The sequence below is a fragment of the Streptomyces sp. NPDC014889 genome, assembly GCF_043081205.1.
In the GTDB taxonomy this organism is placed as follows: domain Bacteria; phylum Actinomycetota; class Actinomycetes; order Streptomycetales; family Streptomycetaceae; genus Streptomyces.
In genome coordinates, this window is record NZ_JBIBWH010000001.1 from 601260 (window position 1) to 625353 (window position 24094).

Here is a 24094-nt window from a genome sequence, read left to right on the forward strand (position 1 = left end):
CCCGACCGGCGGGACTTTCCGGCGCGGTGAGTCAGGGAACGGTGGGCGGCGTCAGCGCCGAGCCCAGGGCGCGCACGAAGCCGTCCACCGTCTCCCTGTCCCGCACCGCCAGCCGCAGCCAGTCCCCGCCGAGCCCGGGGAACGTGTCCCCGCGCCGCACCGCGTATCCCAGGGCGCGCAGCCGCCGCCGTACGTCCGCCGCCCCCGGCACGTGCACCAGCGTGAAAGGGCCCTCGGCCGGTCGCACCACCCGCACCCCGTGCCCCGCGAAGGAGTCCAGGGCCGCCACCAGGTGGGCCCGGTCCGCCGCGATGCGGCGGGCCGCCTCCTCCGCCTGAGCCAGCGCCCGCGGCTCCACGCACGCGACCGCCGCCGCGAGCGCCGGAGTGGACACCGGCCACAGCGGCTGGGCCCGCTCCAGCTCGGCGATCACCTCGGGCGACGACAGCACATAGCCGATCCGCAGCCCCGCGAGGCCCCACGTCTTGGTCAGACTGCGCAGCACCACAAGGCCGGGCACGTCCGTCCGCCCCGCCAGCGCCTCCCGTTCGCCCGGCACGGCGTCCATGAAAGCCTCGTCGACCACCAGCACCCGTCCCGGACGCGCCAGTCGGGTGATCACCGAGGCCGGGTGCAGCACCGACGTCGGGTTCGTCGGGTTGCCGACCACCACCAGGTCCGCGTCCCCGGGCACGGCCGCCGGATCGAGCCGGAAGCCGTCCTCCGCCCGCAGCAGCACCCGGTCCACCGTGTGCCCCGCGTCCCGCAGCGCCGCCTCCGGCTCGGTGAACTGCGGGTGCACGACGACCGGCCGCCGCACCTTCAGCGCCCGCGCCAGCAGCACGAACGCCTCCGCCGCTCCCGCCGTCAGCAGCACCCGCTCCACCGGCAGCCCGTGCCGCGCCGCCACCGCCGCCCGCGCGGCCCGCCCGTCCGGGTAGGCGGCGAGACCGGTCAGCGAGGCTGCGATCCGCTCCCGCAGCCACACCGGCGGGGTGTCCGCCCGCACGTTCACGGCCAGATCGACCAGTGCCGCCCCGCCGTCGCGGACCTCGGCGTCCCCGTGGTGCCGCAGATCGTGCCCGGCCGTGTCCTCAGTGCGCATGGGAGTGAGCGTGCCCTCCATGGTGGTGCCCGTGTCCGTGCCCGTCGTCGTCCGGGTGGAAGTGCGGCTGCTGCGGCAGCCCCACCTTGTCCTCGAAACCGGGCAGCGCGATCCGGTACACGCATGAGTCGCAGTTCATCCGCAGATCGCCCCTCACCGCCTCCTCGTACCGTTCCATCACCAGGTCCAGCAGTTCCGGCTCAGGCCCGATCACGTCCGCCGAGCGCACCTCGGTCTCCGGGCGCGCCGCCGCCCAGTCCGCCGTCTGCCGCCGCACCCGGTCCGGCAGGATGCCGGTGAACAGGAAGTACGGCAGTACGACGATCCGCCGCGCACCAAGCCTCGCGCACCGGTCGAGCCCGCTCGGCACGTCCGGCGCCGCGAGCGACACGAACGCCGTCTCCACGCCCGCGTATCCGCGTCCCTCCCACAGCAGCCGCGCCGCCTTGTGCACCTCGGCGTTGGCGTCCGGGTCGGTCGAGCCGCGCCCGACCAGAAGCACCGTCACCTCGGAGCGGTCCCAGGACGGATCGACCGCCTCGTCCAGCCGCCGCTCCAGCACGCTCAGCAGTGAGGGGTGCGGTCCCAGCGGCCGCCCGTAGGTGTACGAGATCCCCGGGTGCCGTTCCTTCTCACGGGCCAGCGCCGCGGGGATGTCCCCCTTGGCGTGCCCGGCGGACACCAGCATCAGCGGTACGGCGGCGAACCGGCGCACGCCCCGCTCCACCAGTTCGCCGACGGCCTCGCCCAGCGGCGGCGGGGACAGCTCGATGAAGCCGCCCGCGACCGGGAGTTCGGGGTGGCGTCGCCCCAACTGCCGTACGAAGTCGCGGAAGGCCTCGGCTCCGGCGTCGTCCCGGGTGCCGTGACCGGCGACGAGCAGGGCGGGCGGCGGCGGGGTGATCACAGGTTCTCCTCGAGCGAAGTGGGGTGGTAGAGCAGGGCGTTGAGCGCGGCCGCGGCGACCGCCGAACCGCCCTTCTCGGACACGTTGCTCACGGCGGACAGCCCGCTCTCGCGCAACGCGGCCTTGGACTCGGCCGCCCCGACGAAACCGACGGGCAGACCGATGACGAGCGCGGGGGAGGCGTCCAGCTTCAGCAGCTCCTCCAGGGCGGTCGGCGCGCAGCCGATCACCCACAGGGCGCCGGGGCCGACGTCCTCGTACGCCAGCCGGACCGCGTGCGCCGAGCGGGTCATCCCGGGTCCTGACCTGGCGTCCCTGAGTCGGCAGACGCTCTCCCGCCGGGTGATCCCGGCGGCCACCATCTCCACGTCCGCGACCACCGGAGCCCCCGCGTGCAGCGCGGCGTGCGCCGTCACCAGCTCCTGTTCGGCCATGACGAGGTCGGAGGCGTACTCCAGGTCGGCGGAGGAGTGGACGACCCGTTCCACCACCGCCCGCGTCAGCGGCGCGAGGTGGGAGGTGTCCAGACGGGCGCGCAGCCGCCGGAACGATTCCTGCTCGATCGGGTGGACGACGCGGTTCACCGGGCCTCCTCCTGCCAGCGGTAGCCCCTCGGCGTCACCATGCGTCCCGCGATCTCCCGGGTCGCCGTGTTGCCCACGGTCACCACCGTCATCATGTCGACCGTCGCCGGGTCGAGCGCGGCCAGCGTCGTCACCCGGCGGGACTCGTCCGGCCGTGACGCGTTGCGTACGACACCGACCGGCGTCGCCGGCTCCCGGTGCTCCGCCAGGACCGCCAGCGCCTTCGGCAACTGCCAGTCCCTGCCCCGGGAGCGGGGGTTGTAGAACGTCACCACGAGATCCGCCTCGGCCGCCGCCCGCACCCGCCGCTCGATGACCTCCCACGGCGTGTGCAGGTCGGAGAGGCTGATCGAGACGTGGTCATGGCCCAGGGGAGCGCCGAGAAGGGCGCTCGCGGCGAGGGCGGCGGTGACCCCGGGGACCCCGACCACGTCGATGTCGTCGGACGCCTCGGCGAGCGCGGGGGAGGCCATGGCGTACACCCCGGCGTCGCCGCTGCCGATCAGGGCGACGGCGTGCCCGCGGCGGGCCTCGGCGACCGCCGTGCGCGCCCGCTCCTCCTCCGCGCCCAGCCCCGACTGGAGGACGCGGGTGCCGGGCCGCAGCAGGTCGCGGATCTGGTCGACGTACTGGTCGAGCCCCACGAGCACGGAGGCGCGCCGCAACTCCGCCCGCGCGCGCGGCGTGAGCAGGTCCCGGGCGCCGGGACCCAGCCCGACGACCGCGAGCCGCCCGCGCCCCGGCCGCCGTACGACCGCGCAGGTGGCCATCGCGGGCGTCCCGTCGGCGCGCTCCGACTTCCGTTTGGGCACGAGGAGTTCACCGCCGCGCACGAGTGCGGCGGCCTCCGCGACGGACGGGGTGCCGACGGCGGCGAGCGGCGCCCGCGACGGGTTGGGCACGTCGACCGCCGCCAACTCCTCGGCGCGGTACGTCACCAGGGGCACCCCGAACCGCCGGGCCGCCTCGACGACGCCGGGCTCCTCCGCCTTGGCGTCGACCGTGGCCAGTTCGGCGAGCGAGAGCGCGGACAGCCCCTCCTTCGCGAGCACGCCCTCGACCAGGCCCACCACCTCCTCGACGGGCGCGCCCCTGGACGCGCCGACGCCCACGACCAGCGTCGGCGGCCGCAGGACCACCTCCTGCTCGGCGGGTGCGGCGGCACGGTCGGTGACCCGGATCGTGTACGCGCCCTCGACGGCGACCGGCAGCGGAGGCAGCGGCCAGCGCACCTCCGCCTCCAGCACGACCGGCTCCCCGTCGAGCAGCGCCCGCGAGACCCCGGCGACATCGCCCTCCACCGGCAGCCCGAGCGTGTCGAGGCCGGGCAGCCCCACGGCGTCCGTCGCGGTCGTCACGACCGGCTCCGCGCCCAGCACCTCGCCCACCGCGCGGGCCAGTTCGTTCGCCCCGCCCGCGTGCCCGCCCACCAGGGACACCGCGAACCGGCCGCCCTCGTCGACGCACACCACCCCCGGATCGGAGGCCTTCTCGCCCAGCAGGGGCGCGATCAGCCGTACGACGGCCCCCGTCGCCAGGAAGCACACCAACTGCCCGCACTCGGCGAAGGCGGCCCGTACGGCGTCCCCGACGGGCCCGTCGTACACCCGGGTACGGTCCGGCCAGGCCGCGGCCAGCCGGTCCCGGGCGGCCGCGCCCGCCGCCGTGGCGGAAATGAGGCCGATCACTCAGCGACTCCTTCTTGTCGCACCGGGGGCCGCGTGCCCCACAGCAGGAAAACAGGGTTGGTGGCGGCGAGCCGGGTCACGTCGCCCGGCAGCGGCGCCAGCCGCGAGGACTGGAGCAGCACGCCGTCGCACACGAGCCCGGCGGCGGTCAGCGCCTCGCGCACGGCCGGCACCCGGTCCAGCGCCGCCACGGCGACCACGACGGTCCGCCGGGCCCGCAGCGCGCACGCGGTCACGACCGCGGGCAGCGCGAGCCCGCCGCCGCCGACGAACACCGCGTCGGGGTCGGCGAGGGAGGCCAGCGCCTCCGGTGCGGTCCCGTGCACCACCGACACGTCCACGGCGTGCGCCGCCGCGTTGGCGCGGATCCGCTCCACACCGTCGGCCGTCCTCTCGACGGCGGTGACGGCTGCGCCCAGCCGGGCGCACTCCACGGCGACCGAACCGGAGCCCGCGCCCACATCCCAGACCAGGTCGCCGAGGCGCGGCCCGAGCCGGGCCAGCGCCAGGGCGCGCACCTCGAACTTGGTGATCATCGAGTCGCGGTGGGCGAACTCGCTCTCCTCCAGGGCCCACCGCGACGGGCCGGCCGGCGGACCCGCGACCGTGCGCGGGGGTCCGGGCGCGTGCGCCCCGTCCAGGCACAGCACCACGTTCACCGCCGTGCCCCAGTCGCGGGCGGCGGCCTCGGCCGGAGTGAGCCGTTCCACGCGCTCCCCCGCCGGATCACCCAGCGCGGAGGCGACGACCAGCACCCGCTCGCCGCAGGTGCCGGCCAGCGCGGCGCCCAGTTCGGCGGGCCCGGCCCCCGGCCCGGTCAGCACGGCGGCCTTCGGACGCGCCCGGCAGACGTTCACGGCCGTCCGCAGGTCCCGCCCGTGCGCGCTGACCACCACCGCGTCGTCCCAGGGCAGCCCGATCCGCGCGAAGGCGGCGGCCACGGAGGAGACACCGGGGCGGACGTCCAGCAGCTCCGGTCCGAACCGCTCGGCGAGCGCCCGTACGATCCCGAAGAAACCCGGGTCCCCGGAGGCCAGCACGAGCACCGGCCGCTCCTTGCCGACGTACTCGCCGATGGTGTCGAGCGCGGGCGCCAGCGGGCCCAGGACGACCCGTTCGGCGCCCTCCGGCAGCCGTACGGCGTCCAGATGCCGCCGCGCGCCCACGACGAGCCCGGCGTCCGCGGGCAGCCGGGTGCCGTACGCCCCGGTGCCCGTGCCGACGACCGTGATCACGTGCTCGCACCCCGCGCGCGCAGGGCCCTGCGGGCCTCGGGGTCGGCCCTGCGGTGACCGTGGAAGTGGCCGGGGTGGTAGAGGTGCGAGCGGGTGCCGTGGGCGGCGAGGGCCGGTCCGACCAGGAACAGCGTGTGCTTCCAGAGCTTGTGCTCCTTGACCGTCTCCTCCAGCGTGCCGACCGTGCACGTGACGATCAGCTCCTCCGGCCAGGTCGCCTGGTACGCCACCACCACCGGCGTGGACGTCGGGTAGCCGCCCTCCAGCAGCTCCCGCACGAGCTGGCCGCTGCGGGCCGCCGACAGGAACACCGCCATGGTGGTGCCGTGCCGGGCGAACTCGCGCACCTCCTCACCGGGCGGCATCGGCGTTTTCCCGCCACCGAGCCGGGTCAGCACGACCGACTGGGCGACCTCCGGGATCGTCAGCTCGCGCCGCGCCAGCGCGGCCACGGCGGAGAAGGACGAGACACCCGGCACGACCTCGGTCCCTATGCCGATGTCCGCGCACCGGTCGAGCTGCTCCTGCGTGCCGCCCCACAGCGCCGGGTCGCCGGAGTGGACGCGGGCCACTTTCAGCCCCTCGGCGTGCGCCCGCTCGTACACGGCGACGACGTCCTCCAGGGACAGGGCCGCCGAGTCCAGGATCTGCGCGTCCTCCCGCGCGTGCTGGAGCACCTCGGCCTGCACCAGGCTGGCCGCCCAGATCACCACGTCGGCCTCGGCGATCGCGCGGGCGGCGCGGAACGTCAGCAGGTCGGCGGCGCCGGGGCCGGCACCGACGAAGGTCACCTTGCCGGTCGGGGCAACGGCCATGGATTCGGGTCCTCTCGTGCGAAATGTCCTGGTGTGGGCGGATGTAGGGGTGGCCGGATGTGCGCGATCGGGCCCTGATCGGATAGCAAGGGCACATGGCGGTCCTCGTCGCGCTCGGCGCGTTCCTGATGACGCTGGCCGGCGGCTGGACGGCACAGCGGGTGACCGACCGCCGCCATCTGGTCCTGGGACTGGCCGGCGGCCTGATGCTGGGCGTGGTCGGCCTCGACCTGCTGCCCGAGGCGCTGCACGCGGCCGGCCGGGAGGTTTTCGGCGTACCGGCGGCCCTGCTGCTGTTCGTGGCCGGCTTCCTCGTGGCCCACTTGGTGGAACGCCTGCTGGCCGCCCGGCAGGCCGCGCACGGCGGCGACGAGCGGCACAACCACCGCGCCCCCGAGGTGGGCCTGACGGCCGCGGCGGCCATGGTCGGTCACAGCGCCATGGACGGCGTGGCCATAGGGGCCGCCTTCCAGGTGAACCACGGCATGGGTGTCGCGGTGGCGCTCGCCGTCATCGCCCACGACTTCGCCGACGGCTTCAACACGTTCACCATCACCAGCCTGTACGGCAACGCGCGCCGCAAGGCCGTGGCCATGCTCGTCGCGGACGCCCTGGCCCCCATGGCGGGCGCCGCGGCGACCACGTTCGTCACCATCCCGGAGTGGTTCCTCGGCGGCTATCTCGGCCTCTTCGGCGGGGCCCTGCTCTACCTCGCCGCGGCCGAGATCCTCCCCGAGGCCCACCACGAGCACCCCGCACGCTCGACCCTGCTGTGCACGGTCGCGGGGGTGGCCTTCATCTGGGTGGTGGTCGGCCTGGCGGCGTGACCGGCCCGCCCGCGCCCGGGTACGGCTCACAGCTTGCCGCCCCGGCCGCCCTCGCGCCGCGCGGGCGCGATGAGCGTCGACAGGTACGGCAGCGGCGCCCCGTCGAGCCCCGAGGCCGGCCGGATCGACTCCTCCGGCAGCCCCAGCGCCGACCCCCACACCGCGTCGCCGATCCGCCCGCTCTCCCGCAGCGCCTCGGCCACCTCGCGCGCCTGCCGCCCGAACTTGTACGCCACCACGGTCCCGGGCCCGCTCAGCGCCTCCTTGAGCACGCCGGCCCCCGCGGTGACCGGAACCAGGGTCAGCGGTTCGGTGCCCTCGGTCAGCACGGCCCCCGAACGCGCCGCCAGATCCTGCATCGCGGTGATCCCGGGCACCGTCTCCACCACCGTCCCCGGCACCAGCGCCGCGACGGTCTGCGCCAGATACGTGAAGGTCGAATAGACGTTGGGATCGCCGATGGTGGCGAAGGCGACCGTGCCACGGGTTCCGAGCAGCCCGGCGACCCGCTGCCCGGCCGCGTCCCACGCGGCCTCCCGACGCGCCCGGTCCGAGCGCTCGTTCAGCGCGAACACCACCCGGACGACCTTCTCGGCGGGCACGTAGTGCAGCACGGTCGCCTCGGCACGGCCCCGCTCCCCGCCGTCCGCTCCGTCGGACGCGCCCATGACGGGCACCACGACGACGTCCGCGGCACGCAGGGCGTTGACGCCCTTGACGGTCACCAGCTCCGGATCGCCGGGGCCCACCCCGACTCCGATCAGCCTGCTGCTCATGACGTCCGGCACCTCTCGACGAACCGACGGGCGACACCGGGCGCGGCGGCCCAGTGCGTGTGCAGATAACTCGCGTGCACGTTCCGCCGTACGAAGCCCTCGACCCGCCGCTCGGGGACGCGCACACCCCAGGCGGGGGCCGCCGTTCCCGTGCCCGAGCCGGGCTCGACGGCGGTCCGGTGGAACTCGTGTCCCCGCATCCGCTCCCCGGCCCCGGCGAGCACGCTGTCGCTCACGGCCACGGCGTCCCGGTAGCCGAGCGTGAGCCGTCCGGTCATCCGCGCCGAGGCGTCCAGCACCCCGCACATGGGCCGCCCGTCCAGCTCCCGGCACAGATACAGCAGCCCGGCACACTCGGCGGCGACCGGAGCACCACCAAGCGCCAGCTCGGCGACGGCTCCGCGCAACGGCTCGTTGGCGGACAGCTCCGCCGCGTACACCTCGGGGAACCCGCCCCCGACGACCAGCCCGCGGGTCCCCTCGGGCAGCCGCTCGTCCCGCAGCGGGTCGAAGGGCACGACCTCGGCGCCGGCGGCACGCAACAACTCGGCGTGCTCGGCGTAGGAGAAGGTGAAGGCGGATCCACCGGCGACGGCGACCCTCGGCCTCTCCCGGGAGGATCCCCCGCCGGCGGAGAGCAGGACCTCGGCCGCGTCCCACGCCGCGCACGACAGCGCCCCCGCACCGCGCGCCAGCGCGACCAGCGCCTCCAGATCGCACCCGTCGGAGACCTGCGCCGCCATCGCCTCCACCGCGTCCACGGCCGCCGCCCGCCGTTCGGCGACCGGGACCAGGCCGAGATGACGGGACGGCACGTCCACCTGCCCGACCCGGCGCAGTACCCCCAGCACGGGCACCCCGACCGAGTCCAGCGCCTCGCGCAGCAGCGCCTCGTGCCGCTCGGAGGCCACCTTGTTGAGGATCACGCCTCCGATCCGCACCTCGGGATCCCACGTCACGAACCCGTGCACCAGCGCCGCCACCGACCGGGACTGCGACGAGGCGTCGACGACCAGCACCACCGGCGCCCGCAGCAGCTTCGCCACCTGTGCGGTGGACGCCAGTTCGCCCTCCCCGGCGGCCCCGTCGTACAGCCCCATCACGCCCTCGACGACGGCGACGTCGCACCCGCGCGCCCCGTGCAGGAACAGCGGCCCGATCAGCTCCGGCCCGCACAGGTACGCGTCCAGGTTCCGCCCCACGCGCCCGGTGGCGAGCGCGTGATACCCCGGATCGATGTAGTCCGGACCGACCTTGTGCGGGGACACGGAAAGCCCCCGCCGGGTCAGCGCGGCCATCAACCCCGTGGCGACGGTGGTCTTGCCGCTGCCCGACGAGGGCGCGGCGACGACCAGCCGGGGCACGGACAGCGACGTCACCACTCGATGCCCCTCTGCCCCTTCTGCCCGGCGTCCATCGGATGCCTGACCTTGGACATGTCGGTGACGAGATCGGCGAAGTCCACCAGCGCCGCGGGCGCGTTCCGCCCAGTGATCACCACATGCTGGGTCCCGGGCCGGTTCCGCAGCACGTCGACGACCTCGGCGGTGTCGACCCAGCCCCAGTGCATCGGATACGCGAACTCGTCGAGCACGTACAGCCGGTACGTCTCGGCGGCCAGGTCCCGCTTGACCTGCTCCCAGCCCTCCCGCGCCTTCTGCTCGTTGGTCGCGTTGTCACCCTGTGCGTCCCGCTGCACCCAGGACCAGCCCTCGCCCATCTTGTGCCACGCGACGGACCCGCCCTCGCCCGAGTCGCCGAGCACCCGCAGCGCGCGCTCCTCGCCGACCCGCCACTTCGCCGACTTGACGAACTGGAACACCCCGATCGGCCAGCCCTGGTTCCAGGCGCGCAGTGCGAGCCCGAAGGCGGCGGTCGACTTGCCCTTGCCGACGCCGGTGTGCACGACGACCAGCGGCCGGTTGCGGCGCTGACGGGTCGTCAGTCCGTCCTCCGGTACGACGCTCGGCTGCCCCTGCGGCATTACGCGGCCCTCCTCGAAGTCCCCTGCACGTCCCGGACGAGACCGGCGATGCTGTCCGCCCGCAGCTCGTCCAACGTCACGGCCGTACCGCCCAGTTCACCCGCGAGCTGCCCGGCGAGGCCGAGCCGCACCGGCCCCGACTCGCAGTCCACGACCACGGACGCGGTCCCCTCGGCCGCGAACAGCCGCGCCGCGCGCCCGGCGAGCGCCACCGGCTCAGGCCCACCCGTGGCCCGCCCGTCGGTCACCAGCACGACCAGCGCCCGCCGCGCCGGATCACGCAGCCGCTCGATCCGCAGCACCTCGTGCGCCTTGAGCAGCCCGGCCGCCAGCGGAGTGCGTCCACCCGTCGGCAGTGACTCCAGCCGGGCCGCGGCGGCGTCGACGGACGACGTCGGCGGCAGCGCGACCTGTGCGTCGTTGCCGCGGAAGGTCACCAGGCCCACCTTGTCCCGCCGCTGATAGGCGTCGAGGAGCAGGGACAGCACGGCGCCCTTCACGGCACTCATGCGCTGCCGGGCGGCCATGGACCCGGAGGCGTCGACCACGAACAGGACGAGGTTGCCCTCGCGCCCCTCGCGGGTCGCCTGCCGCAGATCGTCCCGGCGGACCACCAGCCCCGGCCCGGACCGTCCCCGTGCGCGCTGGTGCGGTGCGGCGGCCCGCACGGTGGCCGCCAGGTGCAGCTTGGTCAGGGAGCCTTGGGGCCGCCGCGCCCCGGTCGTGCGCCCGTGCTCGGTCCGCGCCCGCGAACGCCGACCGGCGGCGCCCTCGCCGAGGCCGGGCACGCTCAGCACCTTGGTGCGGAACGGCTCGGAGGCCCGCACGGCGGACTGCTCACCGGCGCCGGCACCGGAGGGCTGCGGCTCACCGCTGTCGCCGGCCTCGGGCTGCGCGGCGGTGTCACCGCCCTGCGGGCCGCCGTCGTCGGGGGCTGGCTGCCCGCCGCCACCGCCGGGCCCGTCGGGGCCGGGGTCGGGATCGTCGTCCTGAGGGCCCGCGGACTCCTGAAGGGTCTCGTCGAGCTTGTCCTCGTCAAGGCCCGGCGCGTCGAAGGGGTTGCGCCGCCGCCGGTGGGGGAGTGCCAGCAACGCGGCCTGCCGCACGTCCTCGGCGAGCACGTCGGTCCGCCCGGCCCAGGCCGCCAGCGCGGTGGCGGTCCGGGCCATGACGATGTCGGCACGCATACCGTCCACCTCGAAGGCGGCACAGGTCGCCGCGATCTGCCGCAGCGCGCCGTCGCCCAGCCGGACCTGCGGCAGCAGCTCCCGCGCCGCCACGATCCGCTGCCGTACGGCACTCTCCTCGTCGGCCCACCGCGCGGCGAAACCGTCCGGATCGTCGTCGTGGGCGAGCCTGCGCCGCACGACCTCCACCCGCTGGTCGGGCTCCCGCGAGGCCGCGACCTCGACGGTCAGGCCGAAGCGGTCGAGGAGTTGGGGCCGCAGTTCGCCCTCCTCGGGGTTCATGGTCCCGACGAGCAGGAAACGGGCGGCGTGCCGTACGGAGACGCCCTCGCGCTCGACGTACGAGGCGCCCATGGCGGCGGCGTCCAGCAGGAGGTCCACGAGGTGGTCGTGCAGGAGGTTGACCTCGTCGACGTACAGGATCCCGCGGTGCGCGTCGGCGAGCAGGCCCGGCTCGAACGCCTTCACACCCTCGGCGAGCGCCCGCTCGATGTCGAGCGCGCCCACGAGCCGGTCCTCCGAGGCCCCGACGGGGAGTTCGACCATCCGGGCGGGCCGCGTCGTGCCGGATCCCGGCTCGTGCGGCCCGTCCGGGCAGGCGGGATCGGGCGATCCGGGGTCACACGAGAAACGGCACCCGGGGACGACGTCCACCTCGGGCAGGAGCGCGGACAGGGCGCGTACGGCGGTGCTCTTGGCGGTGCCTTTCTCGCCGCGTACGAGCACGCCGCCCACCTGCGGCGACACCGCGTTCAGCAGCAGCGCGAGCCGCAGGTCGTCCTGTCCGACGACAGCCGTGAACGGAAACGGGGTGGTCACTTGTCCTCGCCCTCCAAGTCGCCCTCCAGCTCCAGGTAGGTGGCCCGGAGCCGCTCCAGCGTGTCCGCGTCCGGCTCCGCCCACAGCCCGCGGTCGGCGGCCTCCAGCAGCCGCTCGGTGATGCCCCGCAGCGCCCACGGGTTGGACTTCTTCATGAAGTCCCGGTTCTCGGCGTCGAAGACGTACTCGGCGCTGAGCTTCTCGTACATCCAGTCGTCGACCACGCCCGCCGTGGCGTCGTACCCGAACAGGTAGTCCACGGTCGCCGCCATCTCGAAGGCGCCCTTGTAGCCGTGCCGCCGCATGGCCGCCATCCAGCGCGGGTTGACCACACGGGCGCGGAAGACCCGATGCGTCTCCTCGCCCAGAGTCCGCGTCTTCACCTGGTCCGGTACGGCACTGTCGCCGACGTACGCCTCCGGGCTCGCCCCCGTCAGGTGCCGCACCATGGCGACCATGCCGCCGTGGTACTGGAAGTAGTCGTCGGCGTCGACCAGGTCGTGCTCACGAGTGTCGACGTTCTTCGCCGCCACCGCGATCCGCCGGAACGCCGTCTCCATGTCCCCGCGCGCCGCCCGCCCGTCTAGCCCGCGCCCGTAGGCGTAGCCGCCCCACACCGCGTACACCTCGGCCAGGTCGGCGTCACTGCGCCAGTTCCGCGCGTCGATCAGGGGCAGCAGACCCGCGCCGTACGCGCCCGGCTTGGAGCCGAAGACGCGGGCCGTGGCGCGGCGCCGGTCGCCGTGCTCGGCGGTGTCCTCGTCGGCGTGGGCCTTCACGAAGTTCCGCCCGGCGGGCTCGTCCAGCTCGGCCACCGCCCGTACCGCGTCGTCGATCAGCCCGACCACGTGCGGGAACGCGTCCCGGAAGAAGCCCGAGATGCGGACCGTGACGTCGATACGCGGCCGGCCCAGCTCCTCCAGGGAGACCACCTCGAAGCCGGTCACCCGGCGCGAGGCGTCGTCCCAGACCGGGCGGCAGCCCAGCAGCGCCAGGATCTCGGCGATGTCGTCGCCCTGGGTGCGCATCGCGGAGGTGCCCCAGACCGTCAGGCCGACCGACTTCGGGTACGCGCCCGTGTCCTGGAGGTAGCGGGCCACCAGCGAGTCCGCGAGCGACTGGCCGACCTCCCAACTCAACCTGGACGGGATCGCCTTGGGGTCGACCGAGTAGAAGTTGCGTCCGGTCGGCAGCACGTTGACCAGGCCCCGGGTCGGCGAGCCGGACGGGCCCGCCGGGACGTAACCGCCGTCCAGCGCCCGCAGGATGTGCCCGATCTCGTCCGTCGTACGGGCCAGCCGCGGCACGACCTCGGTGCAGGCGAACTCCAGCACGGCCGTCGCGTCCGGGAGTTCGGTGCCCAGCACCTCCCGTACGAGAGCCGGACCCGCGTCGGCCGCCCAGCCGCGCTCCTCCATGCCCTCGGCGATCCGCCGGCAGAGCTGCTCCAGCAGGTCGATGGCGTCCGCCGCCGTGCGCGACGGGCCGTCCACCAGGTCCGTCAGCTCCACCGGCACCTTCACCGGAGCGCCCGGCTCGGCCAGCAACTCCTTCTCCACCAGGCCGAAGTGTTCGGCGAGACACGCCCGCAGCCCCGGCAGCGCGTTCGCCTGCCCGCCCCACACCTGGGAGGCGCGCAGCACGGCGAGTACCAGGTTCACCCGGGGCTCGCCGACCGGTCCGCCGCCGAGGATGTGCAGGCCGTCCCTGATCTGCACGTCCTTGATCTCGCACAGATAGCCGTCGATGTGCATGACGAACTCGTCGAACGCCTCGTCGTCCGGCTGCTCGTCCACACGCAGGTCGTGGTGGAGCTCGGCGGCCTTGACCAGGGTCCAGATCTGGGCGCGCACGGCGGGCGCCTTCACCGGGTCCAGGTCGGAGACCAGCGCGTACTCGTCGAGGAGCTGCTCCAGCTTGGCCAGGTCGCCGTAGGTGTCCGCGCGCGCCATCGGTGGGACGAGGTGGTCGACGACCGTGGCGTGCCCGCGCCGCTTGGCCTGGGTGCCCTCGCCGGGGTCGTTGACGATGAAGGGGTAGATCAGCGGCAGATCACCGAGGACCGCGTCCGGGGCGCACCTCCCGCTCAGCCCCAGGCCCTTGCCCGGCAGCCACTCCATCGTGCCGTGCTTGCCCATGTGCACGATCGCGTCGGCGCCGAAAGAGTTCTCCAGCCAGCGGTAGGCCGCCAGATAGTGGTGGGACGGCGGCATGTCCGGGTCGTGGTAGATCGCGATCGGATTCTCGCCGAAGCCGCGCGGCGGCTGGATCATCACCACGACGTTCCCGAACCGCAGGGAGGCGAGGACGATGTCGTCGCCGTCGACATACAGGCCGCCCGGCGGTTCGCCCCAGGCCTCCAGCATGGCGTTCCGCAGCTCCGGGTCCAGGGTGTCGAACCACGCCCGGTAGTCCGCGAGCGGCACACGCGCGGGCGCGGCGGCCAGCTGGTCCTCGGTCAGCCACTCGACGTCGTGGCCGCCGGCCTCGATCAGCCGGTGGATCAACTCGTCGCCGCCCGCAGGGTATTGGGTGAGGGAGTACCCGGCGTCCCGGAGCGCGTCGAGCACCCGCACCGCCGAGGCGGGGGTGTCGAGACCGACGGCGTTGCCGACCCGGGAGTGCTTGGTCGGGTAGGCGGTGAAGACCAGCCCGAGTTTCTTCTCGGCGTTCGGCTTGTGCCGGAGCCGCGCGTGCCGTACGGCGATCCCGGCGACGCGGGCGGCGCGCTCGGGGTCGGCCGCGTACACCGGCACGTCGTCCGGGCCCTGCTCCTTGAAGGAGAACGGCACGGTGATCAGCCGCCCGTCGAACTCCGGGATGGCGACCTGCATGGCCGCGTCCATGGGGGACAGCGCGGCGTCGGACTCGTCCCACGCGGCGCCCGAGGAGGTCAGGCAGAGCCCTTGCAGTACGGGGATGTCGAGGTCCGCGAGCGCCCCGATGTCCCAGGCCTCCTCGTCACCACCGGCGGAGGCCCGGGAGGCGTGCGTGCCGCCGGCCGCGAGGACGGTGGCGACCAGGGCGTCGGCGCGTCCGAGGATCTCGTACAGCCCGGCGTCCGCGCCGCGCAGCGAACCGCAGTAGACGGGAAGGGCGTTGGCTCCGTGCGCCTCGATCGCGTCGCACAGGGTGTCCACGAACGCGCTGTTGCCACTCAGTTCGTGGGCGCGGTAGAAGAGCACGCCGACGGTCGGGCGGCCGTCGACGAGGGCGCGTTCGCCGTGCACGCCGTACTCGGGCATCCTGTGCGGCTGTTCGAAGCCCTCGCCGGTCAGCAGCACCGTGTCGGAGAGGAACCGGGCGAGTTCCGCCAGGTTGTCGGGCCCGCCCTCGACGAGGTACTTCAGCGCCTCCGCCACGACCCCGGCGGGCACCGACGACTCGGCCATCAGCTCCGCGTCCGGCACGGCCTCTCCGCCCAGCAGCACGGTCGGCACGCCGGACGCCTTCAGCGCGGCGAGCCCGTCCTCCCAGGCCCGCTTGCCGCCGAGCAGCCGTACGACGGCGATGTCCGCGCCGTCGAGCAGCCCCGCGAGCTCCTGGCCGGCGTCCACGCGGGTCGGGTTGCCGATCCGGTAGGAGGCGTCCGAGGCTCGGGCGGCGAGCAGATCGGTGTCGGCGGTCGACAACAACAACACTGTGCTCATGCGGGCGCTCCCGGTGGAATGAAAGGCAGTCCTTGCGGCGCGCCCGACTCGATGAGCCGCCGGAGCGCGTCGGTGTCCGCGTGCTGTTCGATCAGGTCGCCGAGCCGGTCGAGCTGCTCCTCGCGCAGCGCGGCGAACGAGGTGTCGGGCGCCGGCACGAAACGGCGGCCGGCGGCGGCCGCCACCTCGCGCAGGAAGGCCCGCCGGAAGCCGTCCGACTCCAGCGAGCCGTGCCAGTGCGTGCCCCACACGGCGCCGACCCGGCAGCCGTCCAAGAAGGGACTCCCGCCGGTGACTTCGGCGACCCCGTGGTGGATCTCGTAGCCCTCGACCCGCTCGCCGAGGGCCTCGCCCTGCGGCCGGGTCAGGGTCTTCTCGCGGGCGAACCGGACGCGTACGGGCAGCAGTCCGAGGCCGTCCACGCGCCCGGCCCGCGACTCGACGTCGTCCTCGATGTGCTCGCCGAGGATCTGGAAGCCGCCGCAGACGCCGAGCACCGGCCGCCCCTCGGCGGCCCGCCCCGCCAGGGCGCGCGAGAGGCCGCGCTCCCGCAGCCACTCCAGCGCCCTGACCGTGCCGCGGGTGCCGGGCACGACGACGAGGTCGGCGTCGGTCAGTTCCTCGGGCCGGTCCACGAACCGCACGACGACGCCGGGTTCGGCGGCGAGCGCGTCGACGTCGGTGAAGTTGGACATCAGCGGCACCGCGCAGACGGCGACCCGCAGCACGTCCTCGCCGACCGGCGCCGCCACGGCGGACTCCCGCACGGCGCCCCGCAGCGAGACACGGAGTCCGTCCTCCTCGTCGATGCCGAGCCCGTGCCGGAACGGCAGCACGCCGTACGTGCGCCGTCCGGTGAGCCCGTGCAGCATGTCGAGCCCGGGTTCGAGCAGCGAGACGTCGCCGCGGAACTTGTTGACGAGGAACCCGGCGACGAGTTCCTGGTCCTCGGGCGACAGCAGGGCGAGCGTGCCGAAGAAGGAGGCGAAGACGCCGCCGCGGTCGATGTCGCCGACGACGAGCACGGGCAGCCGCGCGCCGCGCGCGATCCCCATGTTGACGATGTCGGTCCGGCGCAGGTTGATCTCCGCGGGGCTGCCCGCCCCCTCGCAGATCACCGCGTCGTACGTGCTCCGCAGCTCGGCCAGGCAGTCGAGGACGGTGCCGAGGAGCCTCTGCTGCCGCCCGCCGTGGTAGCCGCGGGCGCTCATCTCGCCCACCGGTCTGCCCAGCAGGACGACCTGGCTGCTCTGTTCGCCGCCCGGCTTGAGCAGCACCGGGTTCATCAGCGCGGTCGGCTCGATCCGGCACGCCTGGGCCTGCATGGCCTGTGCCCGCCCGATCTCGGCGCCCTCCCGGGTGACGAAGGAGTTGAGGGACATGTTCTGCGCCTTGAACGGGGCGACCTTCACGCCCTGGCGCACCAGCCACCGGCAGATCCCGGCCGTGACGACGCTCTTCCCCGCGTCGGAGGTGGTACCGGCGACGAGCAGTCCGCCCCTCATGACGTCCGTCCTCTCTTCAGCAGCCGTGCGCCCGCGCACACGCCGAGCGCGAGCCAGCCCACGCGGCGGGAGAGCCGTACCGCACGCTCGATGTCCTCCGGCCGGACGGCGCGTCCGGCGCCGTTGAGCACCGGACGGTGCTCCACGCGCCCGGCGTACGAGAGCGTGCCGCCAAGCCGCACCCCGAGCGCCCCCGCGAACGCGGCCTCGACCGGACCGGCGTTGGGGCTCGGGTGCTTGCCGGCGTCGGCGCGCCAGGCCCGTACGGCACCGCGCGGGTCGTCGCCCGCCACGGCCGCCAGGGCGGCGGTCAGCCGCGCCCCCGGCCATCCGGCGAGGTCGTCGAGACGGGCCGAGGCCCAGCCGTAGCGGCGGTAGCGGGGGGACTTGTGCCCGACCATGGCGTCCAGGGTGTTGACCGCGCGGAAGCCGACGAGCCCCGGCACACCGGCGGCGGCGCCCCACACCAGCGCGCCCACCACCGCGTCGGAGGTGTTCTCGGCGACGGACTCGACGACGGCCCGGGCGATCCCGTCGGCGTCCAGCGCCTGCGGATCACGCCCGCACAGATGCGGCAGCCGCTCCCGGGCGCCGTCGACGTCGCCGGCCTCCAGCGCGCGCCCGATCTCCCGCGCCTCACGGGCGAGGGAGGTCCCGCCGACGACGGCCCAGGTGGCGGCGGCGGTCAGCGCGACGGACGCGGCAGGCGAGGACCGTACGGCGGACGCTGCCAGCGCGGCCGAGGACACGGCACCCCCCACGCACACGGCGGTGTGCAGGGCGCCCCGGCCGCGGTGGTCCCGCCACAGCGCGCGTTCCACGGCGCCCGCGGCCCGTCCGAACGCGGCGACGGGGTGCCCGCGGCGCGGATCGCCGAGGAGCAGGTCACCGAGGAGGCCGGCGGCGGCGCCGTACGCGAAGACGCGATCGGCACCCATCGGGTCAGCCGGTCGTGCGGTCGGTCAGTGAGTCGCTGATGAACCTCGGTCGGCAGCCGCGCATGGCGATATGTCCTCACTCAGGGTGTCCACGCCCTGGTTCGACGAGACCGGCGGTGAGAGTTCCTGACTCCCGGGGACGTTCTTCCCCGGTCACAGTGGCGGGACCGTGCCGGATTCGCACCGGACTTCCTCTCCTGCCGCCGTACTTGGCCCCGGAAGTCCACCACGCACCGCGAACACCCGTCAACCTGCCGTTGACCTGCGCAGGCTTACTGAGATGAGGCCCACACCGCGGGACGCGCGGGACGGCAAAAGCCCGCCCTTCCCGGGCGCCGTCGCGGGGACGGTCCGGGAAGGACGGGTGAGGGGAGGGGACGGGCCCGGTATCGGACCCGGTTGCCGGGTCCCGGTCGGGTCAGGCCACGATCAGGTAGATCCCGTAGGCCACGGCGGCGGCGCACGCGGCGAAGCAGGCGTAGGCGCCGGTGACCGCGAGGGCCCCGCCGCCGTCGCCCTGGGCCACGGCCCGCTCGCGGCGGGAGAGTCCGGCGATGCCGAGGGTGAACAGGGTCACGAGGCCCACCGTGACGGCGAGGCTGACGCCGAAGACGGAGCCGAGGGCCGCCCAGTCGATATTCATGCTGCTTCTCTTCCTTCTGCCGGGACGCCGGCTCAGACGGCGGCGGCCGGCGGCGTCGCCACGGGCGCGGGGTCGGCGGCGGGCGCGGAGGCCGGGGTGGGGATCGTGGCCGTGAGGTCCTCGGTCACCGGGGAGGCCGGGGGCGGGGTGACGGCGGCGATGGCCTGGGTGACCACGCCGGCCGGCTCCTCGGTGCCGTTGACGTTGGTGTGGTCGACGACCTCGCGGCGGGAGATCTTCCAGATCGCGGCGCTGGAGGCCACCAGGAACGCGGCGACGAGCCCGGTGCCCCAGTCGCCAAGGCGCGTCACGGCCTCCGCGCCGGCCGCGACCAGGGCCGCGGCGGGCAGGGTGAGGGCCCAGGCGACGGCCATGCGGGTCGCGGTGGACCAGCGGACCACGCCGCCCTTGCGGCCCAGGCCCGCGCCCATCACCGAACCGGAGACGACGTGCGTGGTGGACAGGGAGAAGCCGAGGTGGGAGGAGGCCAGGATGGCGGTGGCCGCGCTGGTCTGGGCGGCGAAGCCCTGCTGCGGCTGAAGGTCGGTCAGACCCTTGCCCATGGTGCGGATGATGCGCCAGCCGCCGATGTAGGTGCCGAGCGCGATGGCCAGGCCCGCGGAGAGGATGACCCAGGTGGGAGGGTTGGAGCCGGGGGCGAGGGCGCCGCCGGCGACCAGCGCGAGGGTGATGACGCCCATCGTCTTCTGCGCGTCGTTGGTGCCGTGGGCCAGAGAGACCAGGCCGGCGGAGGCGATCTGTCCGGCGCGGTGGCCCTTCTCGGCCGCCTTGCCGTGCGAACGCGACTTGCTGCCGATGCCGTACGACAGCCGGGTCGAGACCAGTGCCGCCAGACCGGCGACGACCGGGGCGGCGACCGCGGGGATGAGGACCTTGGTGACCAGGGCACCGCCGTGCACGGCGCTGAAGCCGGCCGAGGCGATGGTGGCGCCGATCAGACCGCCCATGAGGGCGTGCGAGGAACTGGAGGGGAGTCCGACCAGCCAGGTCAGCAGGTTCCAGAGGATCGCGCCCACCAGGGCGGCGAAGATGACCTCGGGACGGATGCCGTTCTCGTCGACGAGACCCTTGGAGATCGTGTTGGCGACCTCCACGGACAGGAAGGCGCCCACCAGGTTCAGCACGGCGGACATGGCCACCGCGACCTTGGGCTTGAGTGCACCGGTCGAGATGGTCGTGGCCATCGCGTTCGCTGTGTCGTGGAAACCGTTCGTGAAATCGAACGCGAGTGCGGTGACCACCACCATCGCGAGGATCAGCGAGAAGCTTTCCATTTACCCAGGCAATCGTTCGAGCGTCATTGGCGCGTTGAACGTAGGTAACCCGAGTGAACAGAAGATGAACTGAGTCGGTCATCGCGGTGTCCGTTCCCGGGGTTCGCCGGGAAGGCGCGGTCCCTCGCGCAAGGCGTCCTGGCAGGATCGGCACATGACCGAACTCGGGGAGATGACGCGCGCCTGGCAGGCGCTGGTCGCGGCGGCCCGTCGCACGGTGACGGACGGACTGGTCGTCGGCACCTCGGGCAACGTGTCCGTACGCGTGGGAGACACCGTACTGGTCACCCCCTCGGGCGTCCCCTACGACCGGCTCACGGACGACGACGTCACCGGAGTCGACCTGGACGGCCGGCAGGTGCTCGGCACCCTGGTGCCGACCAGCGAGCTGCCCATGCACCTCGCGATCCACCGCAGCACCGACGCGGGCGCCGTCGTCCACACCCACGCCGTCCACGCGACGGCCGTATCGACCCTCGTCACCGAGCTCCCGCTGATCCACTACATAGCGGGCGCGCTCGGCGGTCCCGTCCGGGTGGCCCCGTACGCCCCCTACGGCACCGAGGAGCTGGCCGCGAACATGCTCCGCGCCCTCGCCGGCCGCACCGGCTGCCTGCTGCGCAACCACGGCACCGTCACCTACGGCGCCACCCTCGACCAGGCCTACGACCGCACGGCCCAACTGGAGTGGATGTGCCGGGTGTGGCTGGCCGCGTCCGGCGTCCCCGGCCTGACCCCGGCTCTGCTGACGCCGCAGCAACTGGCGGAGGCGGGGGAGCGACTGCGGGGGTACGGGCAGCCGGGGCCCGGGAACGGCGAGGGACCGTAACCGCGTGCGGACGGCGGCGGCATGAACTCCGCTCTTCATGGAACCCGCGCGGACATGTCACCCCGACCCTCCGTCCCACTGGCCGGTGACCGGGTGCGCCAGGACACTGGAGCCGTGCCCACAGTCAAAGCGACGGCCGCGGCCGTCACCGCTGCCCTCGCGGCCGGCGCGGCGAGCGTCGCCGCGGGCCGGCTGGCCAGCGACGCCGCGCTCAAGGCGCTTCCGGGCCGGCCCCTGCCCACCGAACCCCGGCTCACCGTGCACGGCACCGCCGCCGGCCAGATCAGCCTCACCCGGGACCTGGCCTCCCTGCGCCCGGGGACCTACGGCCTGGCGGGCAACGGCTCCCACGCGGTGGTCGGCCCCGTCCTGCCCACCGCCCCGCACCGGCCCGACACCGTCGTACGCCGCCTCGAGCGCGTCACCCACGGCGTCCTGCACCGCGGCGACAAGGTGTGGCTCACCCCGAACCTGCACGTCGGCAACCCGCGCACCGCCCTCGGCATCGAACACGCCGACGTGGACGTACCCGGCGAACTCGGCCCCCTGCCCGCGTGGTTCGTGCCCGGAGTGCGCGAGACCTGGGTGATCGCGGTGCACGGCCTGGGCGGCACCCGCGAACTCCCCATGAACATCCTGGGGTTCCTGCACCGCCGGCACTTCCCCGTGCTGGTCCTCGCCTACCGCGGCGACCTCGGCGCGCCCCGCCCGCCGGACGGCCTCAACCACCTCGGCGAGACCGAGTGGCGGGACCTGGACGCGGCGATCCGCTACGCCGTGCGGTACGGGGCCGAGCGGATCGTTCTGCACGGCTGGTCCACCGGCGCCACGATGGCGCTGCGCGCCGCCACCCGCTCGGCGACGCGCGACCGGATCACCGGGCTGGTCCTTGACTCCCCGGTGCTCAACTGGGAGGTGACGCTGCGGGCCCTGGCCCGGGCGCGGCACACCCCGGGCCCGCTGCTGCCGCTGGCGGTGCGCGCCGCGCAGGGGCGCACCGGCCTGTACGGCGACCGCCTGGCCGCGGCGACGGACCCGGAGGGGCTCACGATGCCGACGCTGATCTTCCACGGCCCGGGCGACCAGGTGGCCCCCTGGCAGCTCTCCCGCCGTCTCGCCGACCGCCGTCCCAACCTGGTCGCGCTGCACACGGTGCCGGGCGCTCCGCACGGCGCGATGTGGAACGCCGATCCCGAGGGCTACGAGGAGGCCCTGCGGCGCTTCCTCACGCCGCTGATGTGAGGCGGCGGCACGGTTCCGTTTCACCCCCTGTCACCCACCGGGGACCGGTCTACGGCCAGGTCCCGGGGACCCTTGCGGAACCGGCCGGAAGGTGACTTGCGGGCGTCCCCGCGACCTTCCCTTGGCCTTCTCCATCGCCCGCCGTGACATTCCGTTTGGGTTTTCGGACCGTCAACCGGAAGACTGCACCCGTGACGTCCCGTATCCCGCGCGACTCCAGGCTTCGCATCGTCCGCCCACGACCCCTGGCCGCCGCCCCCAGAGCCGTGAACCAGCGGCAACCGCGCCGCCCCGCCCCGCGTCCCCCGGAGGGCACTCCGGCACCCGCGGAGCTGGCCAGAATGGCGCGTTCCCTCCTGTCCGGGGCGGCCCGCGTCGCCCGCTGGGCGGACGCCGCCCTCGGGCCCGGCCGCGGGGGGCCGACCGCCGACGACAAGGCCACGCTCTCCGACGCGACCACCGAGCGGGCAGCCGCCGATCTGGGCCTGACCGCCGCTCAGGTCCGCGCCGACTGGGACACCGCCCGGCTCTCCGGCCTCATCGAGGTGCACGGCGACAACGCCCGCCCCGGCTGGCGGCTGCGGGCCTGGAACCGCGACGACAGCGCCGTCCTGCGCGGCTGGGTGGCCCTCTTCGACGCCTGGTCGCTCGCCTGCCCGGAGCCGGAGGGTCACGAGGCGGCCGCCGTCGCCGAGGTCGTGTCGGCCATGCCGCAGGTCCTGTCCTTCCTCCAGCTCTCCGCCGGTCCCGTCCCCGTGGACCAACTCCTCGACCTCCTCCGCCAGCGAGTCACAGAACTGCGCACCGACCGCTGCGAGGTCTCCTACACCCCGGACCCCACCCCACCCGGTGCCACGGGCCCCGCGCCGGACGCCGCCCCCGACGGCGAGCCGGGCCTCCGCGCGGCCCCTGCCGCCGTCGCCGGCCCCGAGGGCGCTGCCGCGCCCGGGGCCACTGGGTCCGCCGCCGCTGCGCTGGGCGCCGTCCCCCCCTCGGAGGCCGGCCTCCGCGCGGCTCCTGCCGCCGGGTCGGCCGTCGTCTCCGACCCCGACGGCGGCGTGGCGGCCCCGGTGCCGGAGGGCGCGCGGCCCGCCGTCGCGCTTGGCGCCGTAGCCGGCCGGGGGAGCGGACTCCGGGTGGCCACCGCCGTCTCCGGCCCCGATGACGCTGCCACGCCCGAGACGTCCGCGTCCCCGGACGCGGCCACGGGGCCCGCAGCCGAGGCCGTCCTCCGCGTGGCCCCCGCCACCCCGCCCCTCGCCGACTCCGGCGCCGACAGCGCGGTGGTCGCGACGGCGCACGCGTCCGGGACGCAGGTCCAGGGGCCCGGCGTCGAGGGCGACTCACTCGCGCCGCTGCTCGGCTGGGCCCTGCGGGCGCTCGCCGCGGTGGGGGCGCTGACCGTCGGGGACGGGCAGGCCACGCTCACCCCGCTCGGGAGCTGGGCGGTGTGGGTGAAGCTGGAGCAGATCTGCGTCGCCGCGCAGAGCCCCGCCGGGAACATCGAGCAGTCGGCCGAGGACATGCTCCGCGGCTGCGCCCAACTGCGGCCCAACGCGGCCCGGGCCGAGTACCGGGCCTGGCTCGCCGCCCGGCCCGTCGGCAGCGCCGTCACCGAACTGCTCGGCGCCGCCCGCGGCGAGGACGCCCTGCTGCGCGGCCTCGCCTTCGAGGCGCTGCGGGTCGTCGGCGCGCCCGCCGAGCCCGACGTGCGCGCCGTGCTCGACGAGCCGGCGCTCAGGCCGTACGCCCTGCTGTGGCTCGCCGAGCACGACGGCGTCGACGCCGAGGACGCCCACGAGGTGCTCACCCGCGAGGAGGCCACCTGGCTGTGGGTCGACACCGCCGCCGCGGTCACCGACCACGGCGAGGCCTCGATGCTCGTACGGCACCTGGAGGCCGCGGTGCAGCCCACCGTCCCGATGCTGCTCGACGAGGTGCGCACCGTGGGCCACCCCCGCACCGTGCAGGTGCTGGTCGCGCTCGCCGCCGCGCATCCCGACCCGGCGCTGGCCAAGGCGCTGCGCCGGGCGGCGTTCCAGGTCCACACCGGAGGAAACTAGTA

19 protein-coding genes and 1 riboswitch are annotated in these 24094 nt (G+C 74.7%); of the genes, 4 read left to right on the forward strand and 15 right to left on the reverse strand.

The window, feature by feature from the left end; genetic code table 11:
- Positions 1–31: 31 nt before the first annotated feature.
- The 6 genes from cobC to cobM are packed head-to-tail and all read right to left on the reverse strand — an operon-like array spanning position 32 to position 6334.
- Positions 32–1105: an Rv2231c family pyridoxal phosphate-dependent protein CobC gene (gene cobC / locus ACF09J_RS02730; RefSeq protein WP_392303552.1), complete on the reverse strand. Its 1074-nt coding sequence runs from the start codon at positions 1103–1105 to the stop codon at positions 32–34.
- Positions 1095–2009, reverse strand: a complete 915-nt coding sequence (locus tag ACF09J_RS02735; RefSeq protein WP_392303644.1) for a sirohydrochlorin chelatase — start codon at positions 2007–2009, stop codon at positions 1095–1097. Before ACF09J_RS02735 ends, cobC begins: the two co-directional genes overlap by 11 nt.
- Positions 2009–2596 (reverse strand): precorrin-8X methylmutase, encoded by a 588-nt coding sequence (locus ACF09J_RS02740; RefSeq protein WP_392303553.1) that lies wholly within the window; start codon positions 2594–2596, stop codon positions 2009–2011. Before ACF09J_RS02740 ends, ACF09J_RS02735 begins: the two co-directional genes overlap by 1 nt.
- Positions 2593–4284 carry a precorrin-3B C(17)-methyltransferase gene (cobJ, locus tag ACF09J_RS02745; RefSeq protein ID WP_392303554.1) on the reverse strand — a complete coding sequence of 564 codons (1692 nt, stop codon included), beginning with the start codon at positions 4282–4284 and terminating at the stop codon, positions 2593–2595. Before cobJ ends, ACF09J_RS02740 begins: the two co-directional genes overlap by 4 nt.
- Positions 4281–5519 carry a precorrin-6y C5,15-methyltransferase (decarboxylating) subunit CbiE gene (cbiE, locus tag ACF09J_RS02750; protein ID WP_392303555.1) on the reverse strand — a complete coding sequence of 413 codons (1239 nt, stop codon included), beginning with the start codon at positions 5517–5519 and terminating at the stop codon, positions 4281–4283. Before cbiE ends, cobJ begins: the two co-directional genes overlap by 4 nt.
- Positions 5516–6334 (reverse strand): precorrin-4 C(11)-methyltransferase, encoded by an 819-nt coding sequence (gene cobM / locus ACF09J_RS02755; protein WP_392303556.1) that lies wholly within the window; start codon positions 6332–6334, stop codon positions 5516–5518. The genes cbiE and cobM overlap by 4 nt, the downstream gene beginning before the upstream one ends.
- Before the next feature lie 95 nt (positions 6335–6429).
- On the opposite strand from cobM, the gene ACF09J_RS02760 reads away from it, so the two are divergent.
- Complete coding sequence (locus ACF09J_RS02760) at positions 6430–7161, forward strand: ZIP family metal transporter (RefSeq protein WP_392303557.1); 732 nt, start codon at positions 6430–6432, stop codon at positions 7159–7161.
- A 26-nt stretch (positions 7162–7187) separates the two neighbouring features.
- Here ACF09J_RS02760 and cobI read toward each other — a convergent pair whose 3' ends face one another.
- The 9 genes from cobI to ACF09J_RS02805 form a co-directional block, all read right to left on the reverse strand.
- Entirely contained in the window at positions 7188–7937 is a 750-nt protein-coding gene (gene cobI, locus ACF09J_RS02765; protein ID WP_392303558.1) for a precorrin-2 C(20)-methyltransferase, read from the reverse strand.
- A complete protein-coding gene (locus ACF09J_RS02770) occupies positions 7934–9319 on the reverse strand; it encodes a cobyrinate a,c-diamide synthase (RefSeq protein ID WP_392303559.1) in 1386 nt (461 codons plus the stop codon). The genes cobI and ACF09J_RS02770 overlap by 4 nt, the downstream gene beginning before the upstream one ends.
- Positions 9313–9921 carry a cob(I)yrinic acid a,c-diamide adenosyltransferase gene (cobO, locus tag ACF09J_RS02775; protein WP_392303560.1) on the reverse strand — a complete coding sequence of 203 codons (609 nt, stop codon included), beginning with the start codon at positions 9919–9921 and terminating at the stop codon, positions 9313–9315. Before cobO ends, ACF09J_RS02770 begins: the two co-directional genes overlap by 7 nt.
- Positions 9921–11927 carry a putative cobaltochelatase gene (locus ACF09J_RS02780; RefSeq protein ID WP_392303561.1) on the reverse strand — a complete coding sequence of 669 codons (2007 nt, stop codon included), beginning with the start codon at positions 11925–11927 and terminating at the stop codon, positions 9921–9923. The genes cobO and ACF09J_RS02780 overlap by 1 nt, the downstream gene beginning before the upstream one ends.
- Positions 11924–15577, reverse strand: a complete 3654-nt coding sequence (gene cobN / locus ACF09J_RS02785; protein ID WP_392303562.1) for a cobaltochelatase subunit CobN — start codon at positions 15575–15577, stop codon at positions 11924–11926. The genes ACF09J_RS02780 and cobN overlap by 4 nt, the downstream gene beginning before the upstream one ends.
- Positions 15574–17082, reverse strand: coding sequence for a cobyric acid synthase (locus ACF09J_RS02790; protein ID WP_392303563.1), 1509 nt, complete (start codon positions 17080–17082; stop codon positions 15574–15576). The genes cobN and ACF09J_RS02790 overlap by 4 nt, the downstream gene beginning before the upstream one ends.
- Complete coding sequence (locus ACF09J_RS02795) at positions 17079–18020, reverse strand: cobalamin biosynthesis protein (protein WP_392303564.1); 942 nt, start codon at positions 18018–18020, stop codon at positions 17079–17081. The genes ACF09J_RS02790 and ACF09J_RS02795 overlap by 4 nt, the downstream gene beginning before the upstream one ends.
- 99 nt (positions 18021–18119) lie before the next feature.
- A riboswitch (cobalamin riboswitch) is annotated at positions 18120–18264 on the reverse strand.
- 174 nt (positions 18265–18438) lie between these two features.
- Entirely contained in the window at positions 18439–18663 is a 225-nt protein-coding gene (locus tag ACF09J_RS02800; RefSeq protein ID WP_392303565.1) for a hypothetical protein, read from the reverse strand.
- Between the two features lie 32 nt (positions 18664–18695).
- Positions 18696–19958: an anion permease gene (locus ACF09J_RS02805; protein WP_392303566.1), complete on the reverse strand. Its 1263-nt coding sequence runs from the start codon at positions 19956–19958 to the stop codon at positions 18696–18698.
- 154 nt (positions 19959–20112) lie between these two features.
- Here ACF09J_RS02805 and ACF09J_RS02810 point away from each other — a divergent pair, with 154 nt between their 5' ends.
- From ACF09J_RS02810 to ACF09J_RS02820, 3 genes are all read left to right on the forward strand, one after another.
- Positions 20113–20787 (forward strand): class II aldolase/adducin family protein, encoded by a 675-nt coding sequence (locus tag ACF09J_RS02810; RefSeq protein WP_392303567.1) that lies wholly within the window; start codon positions 20113–20115, stop codon positions 20785–20787.
- 114 nt (positions 20788–20901) lie between these two features.
- Positions 20902–22029, forward strand: coding sequence for an alpha/beta hydrolase (locus tag ACF09J_RS02815; RefSeq protein WP_392303568.1), 1128 nt, complete (start codon positions 20902–20904; stop codon positions 22027–22029).
- Between the two features lie 797 nt (positions 22030–22826).
- Positions 22827–24092, forward strand: a complete 1266-nt coding sequence (locus ACF09J_RS02820) for a hypothetical protein (protein WP_392303645.1) — start codon at positions 22827–22829, stop codon at positions 24090–24092.
- Positions 24093–24094: the final 2 nt, after the last annotated feature.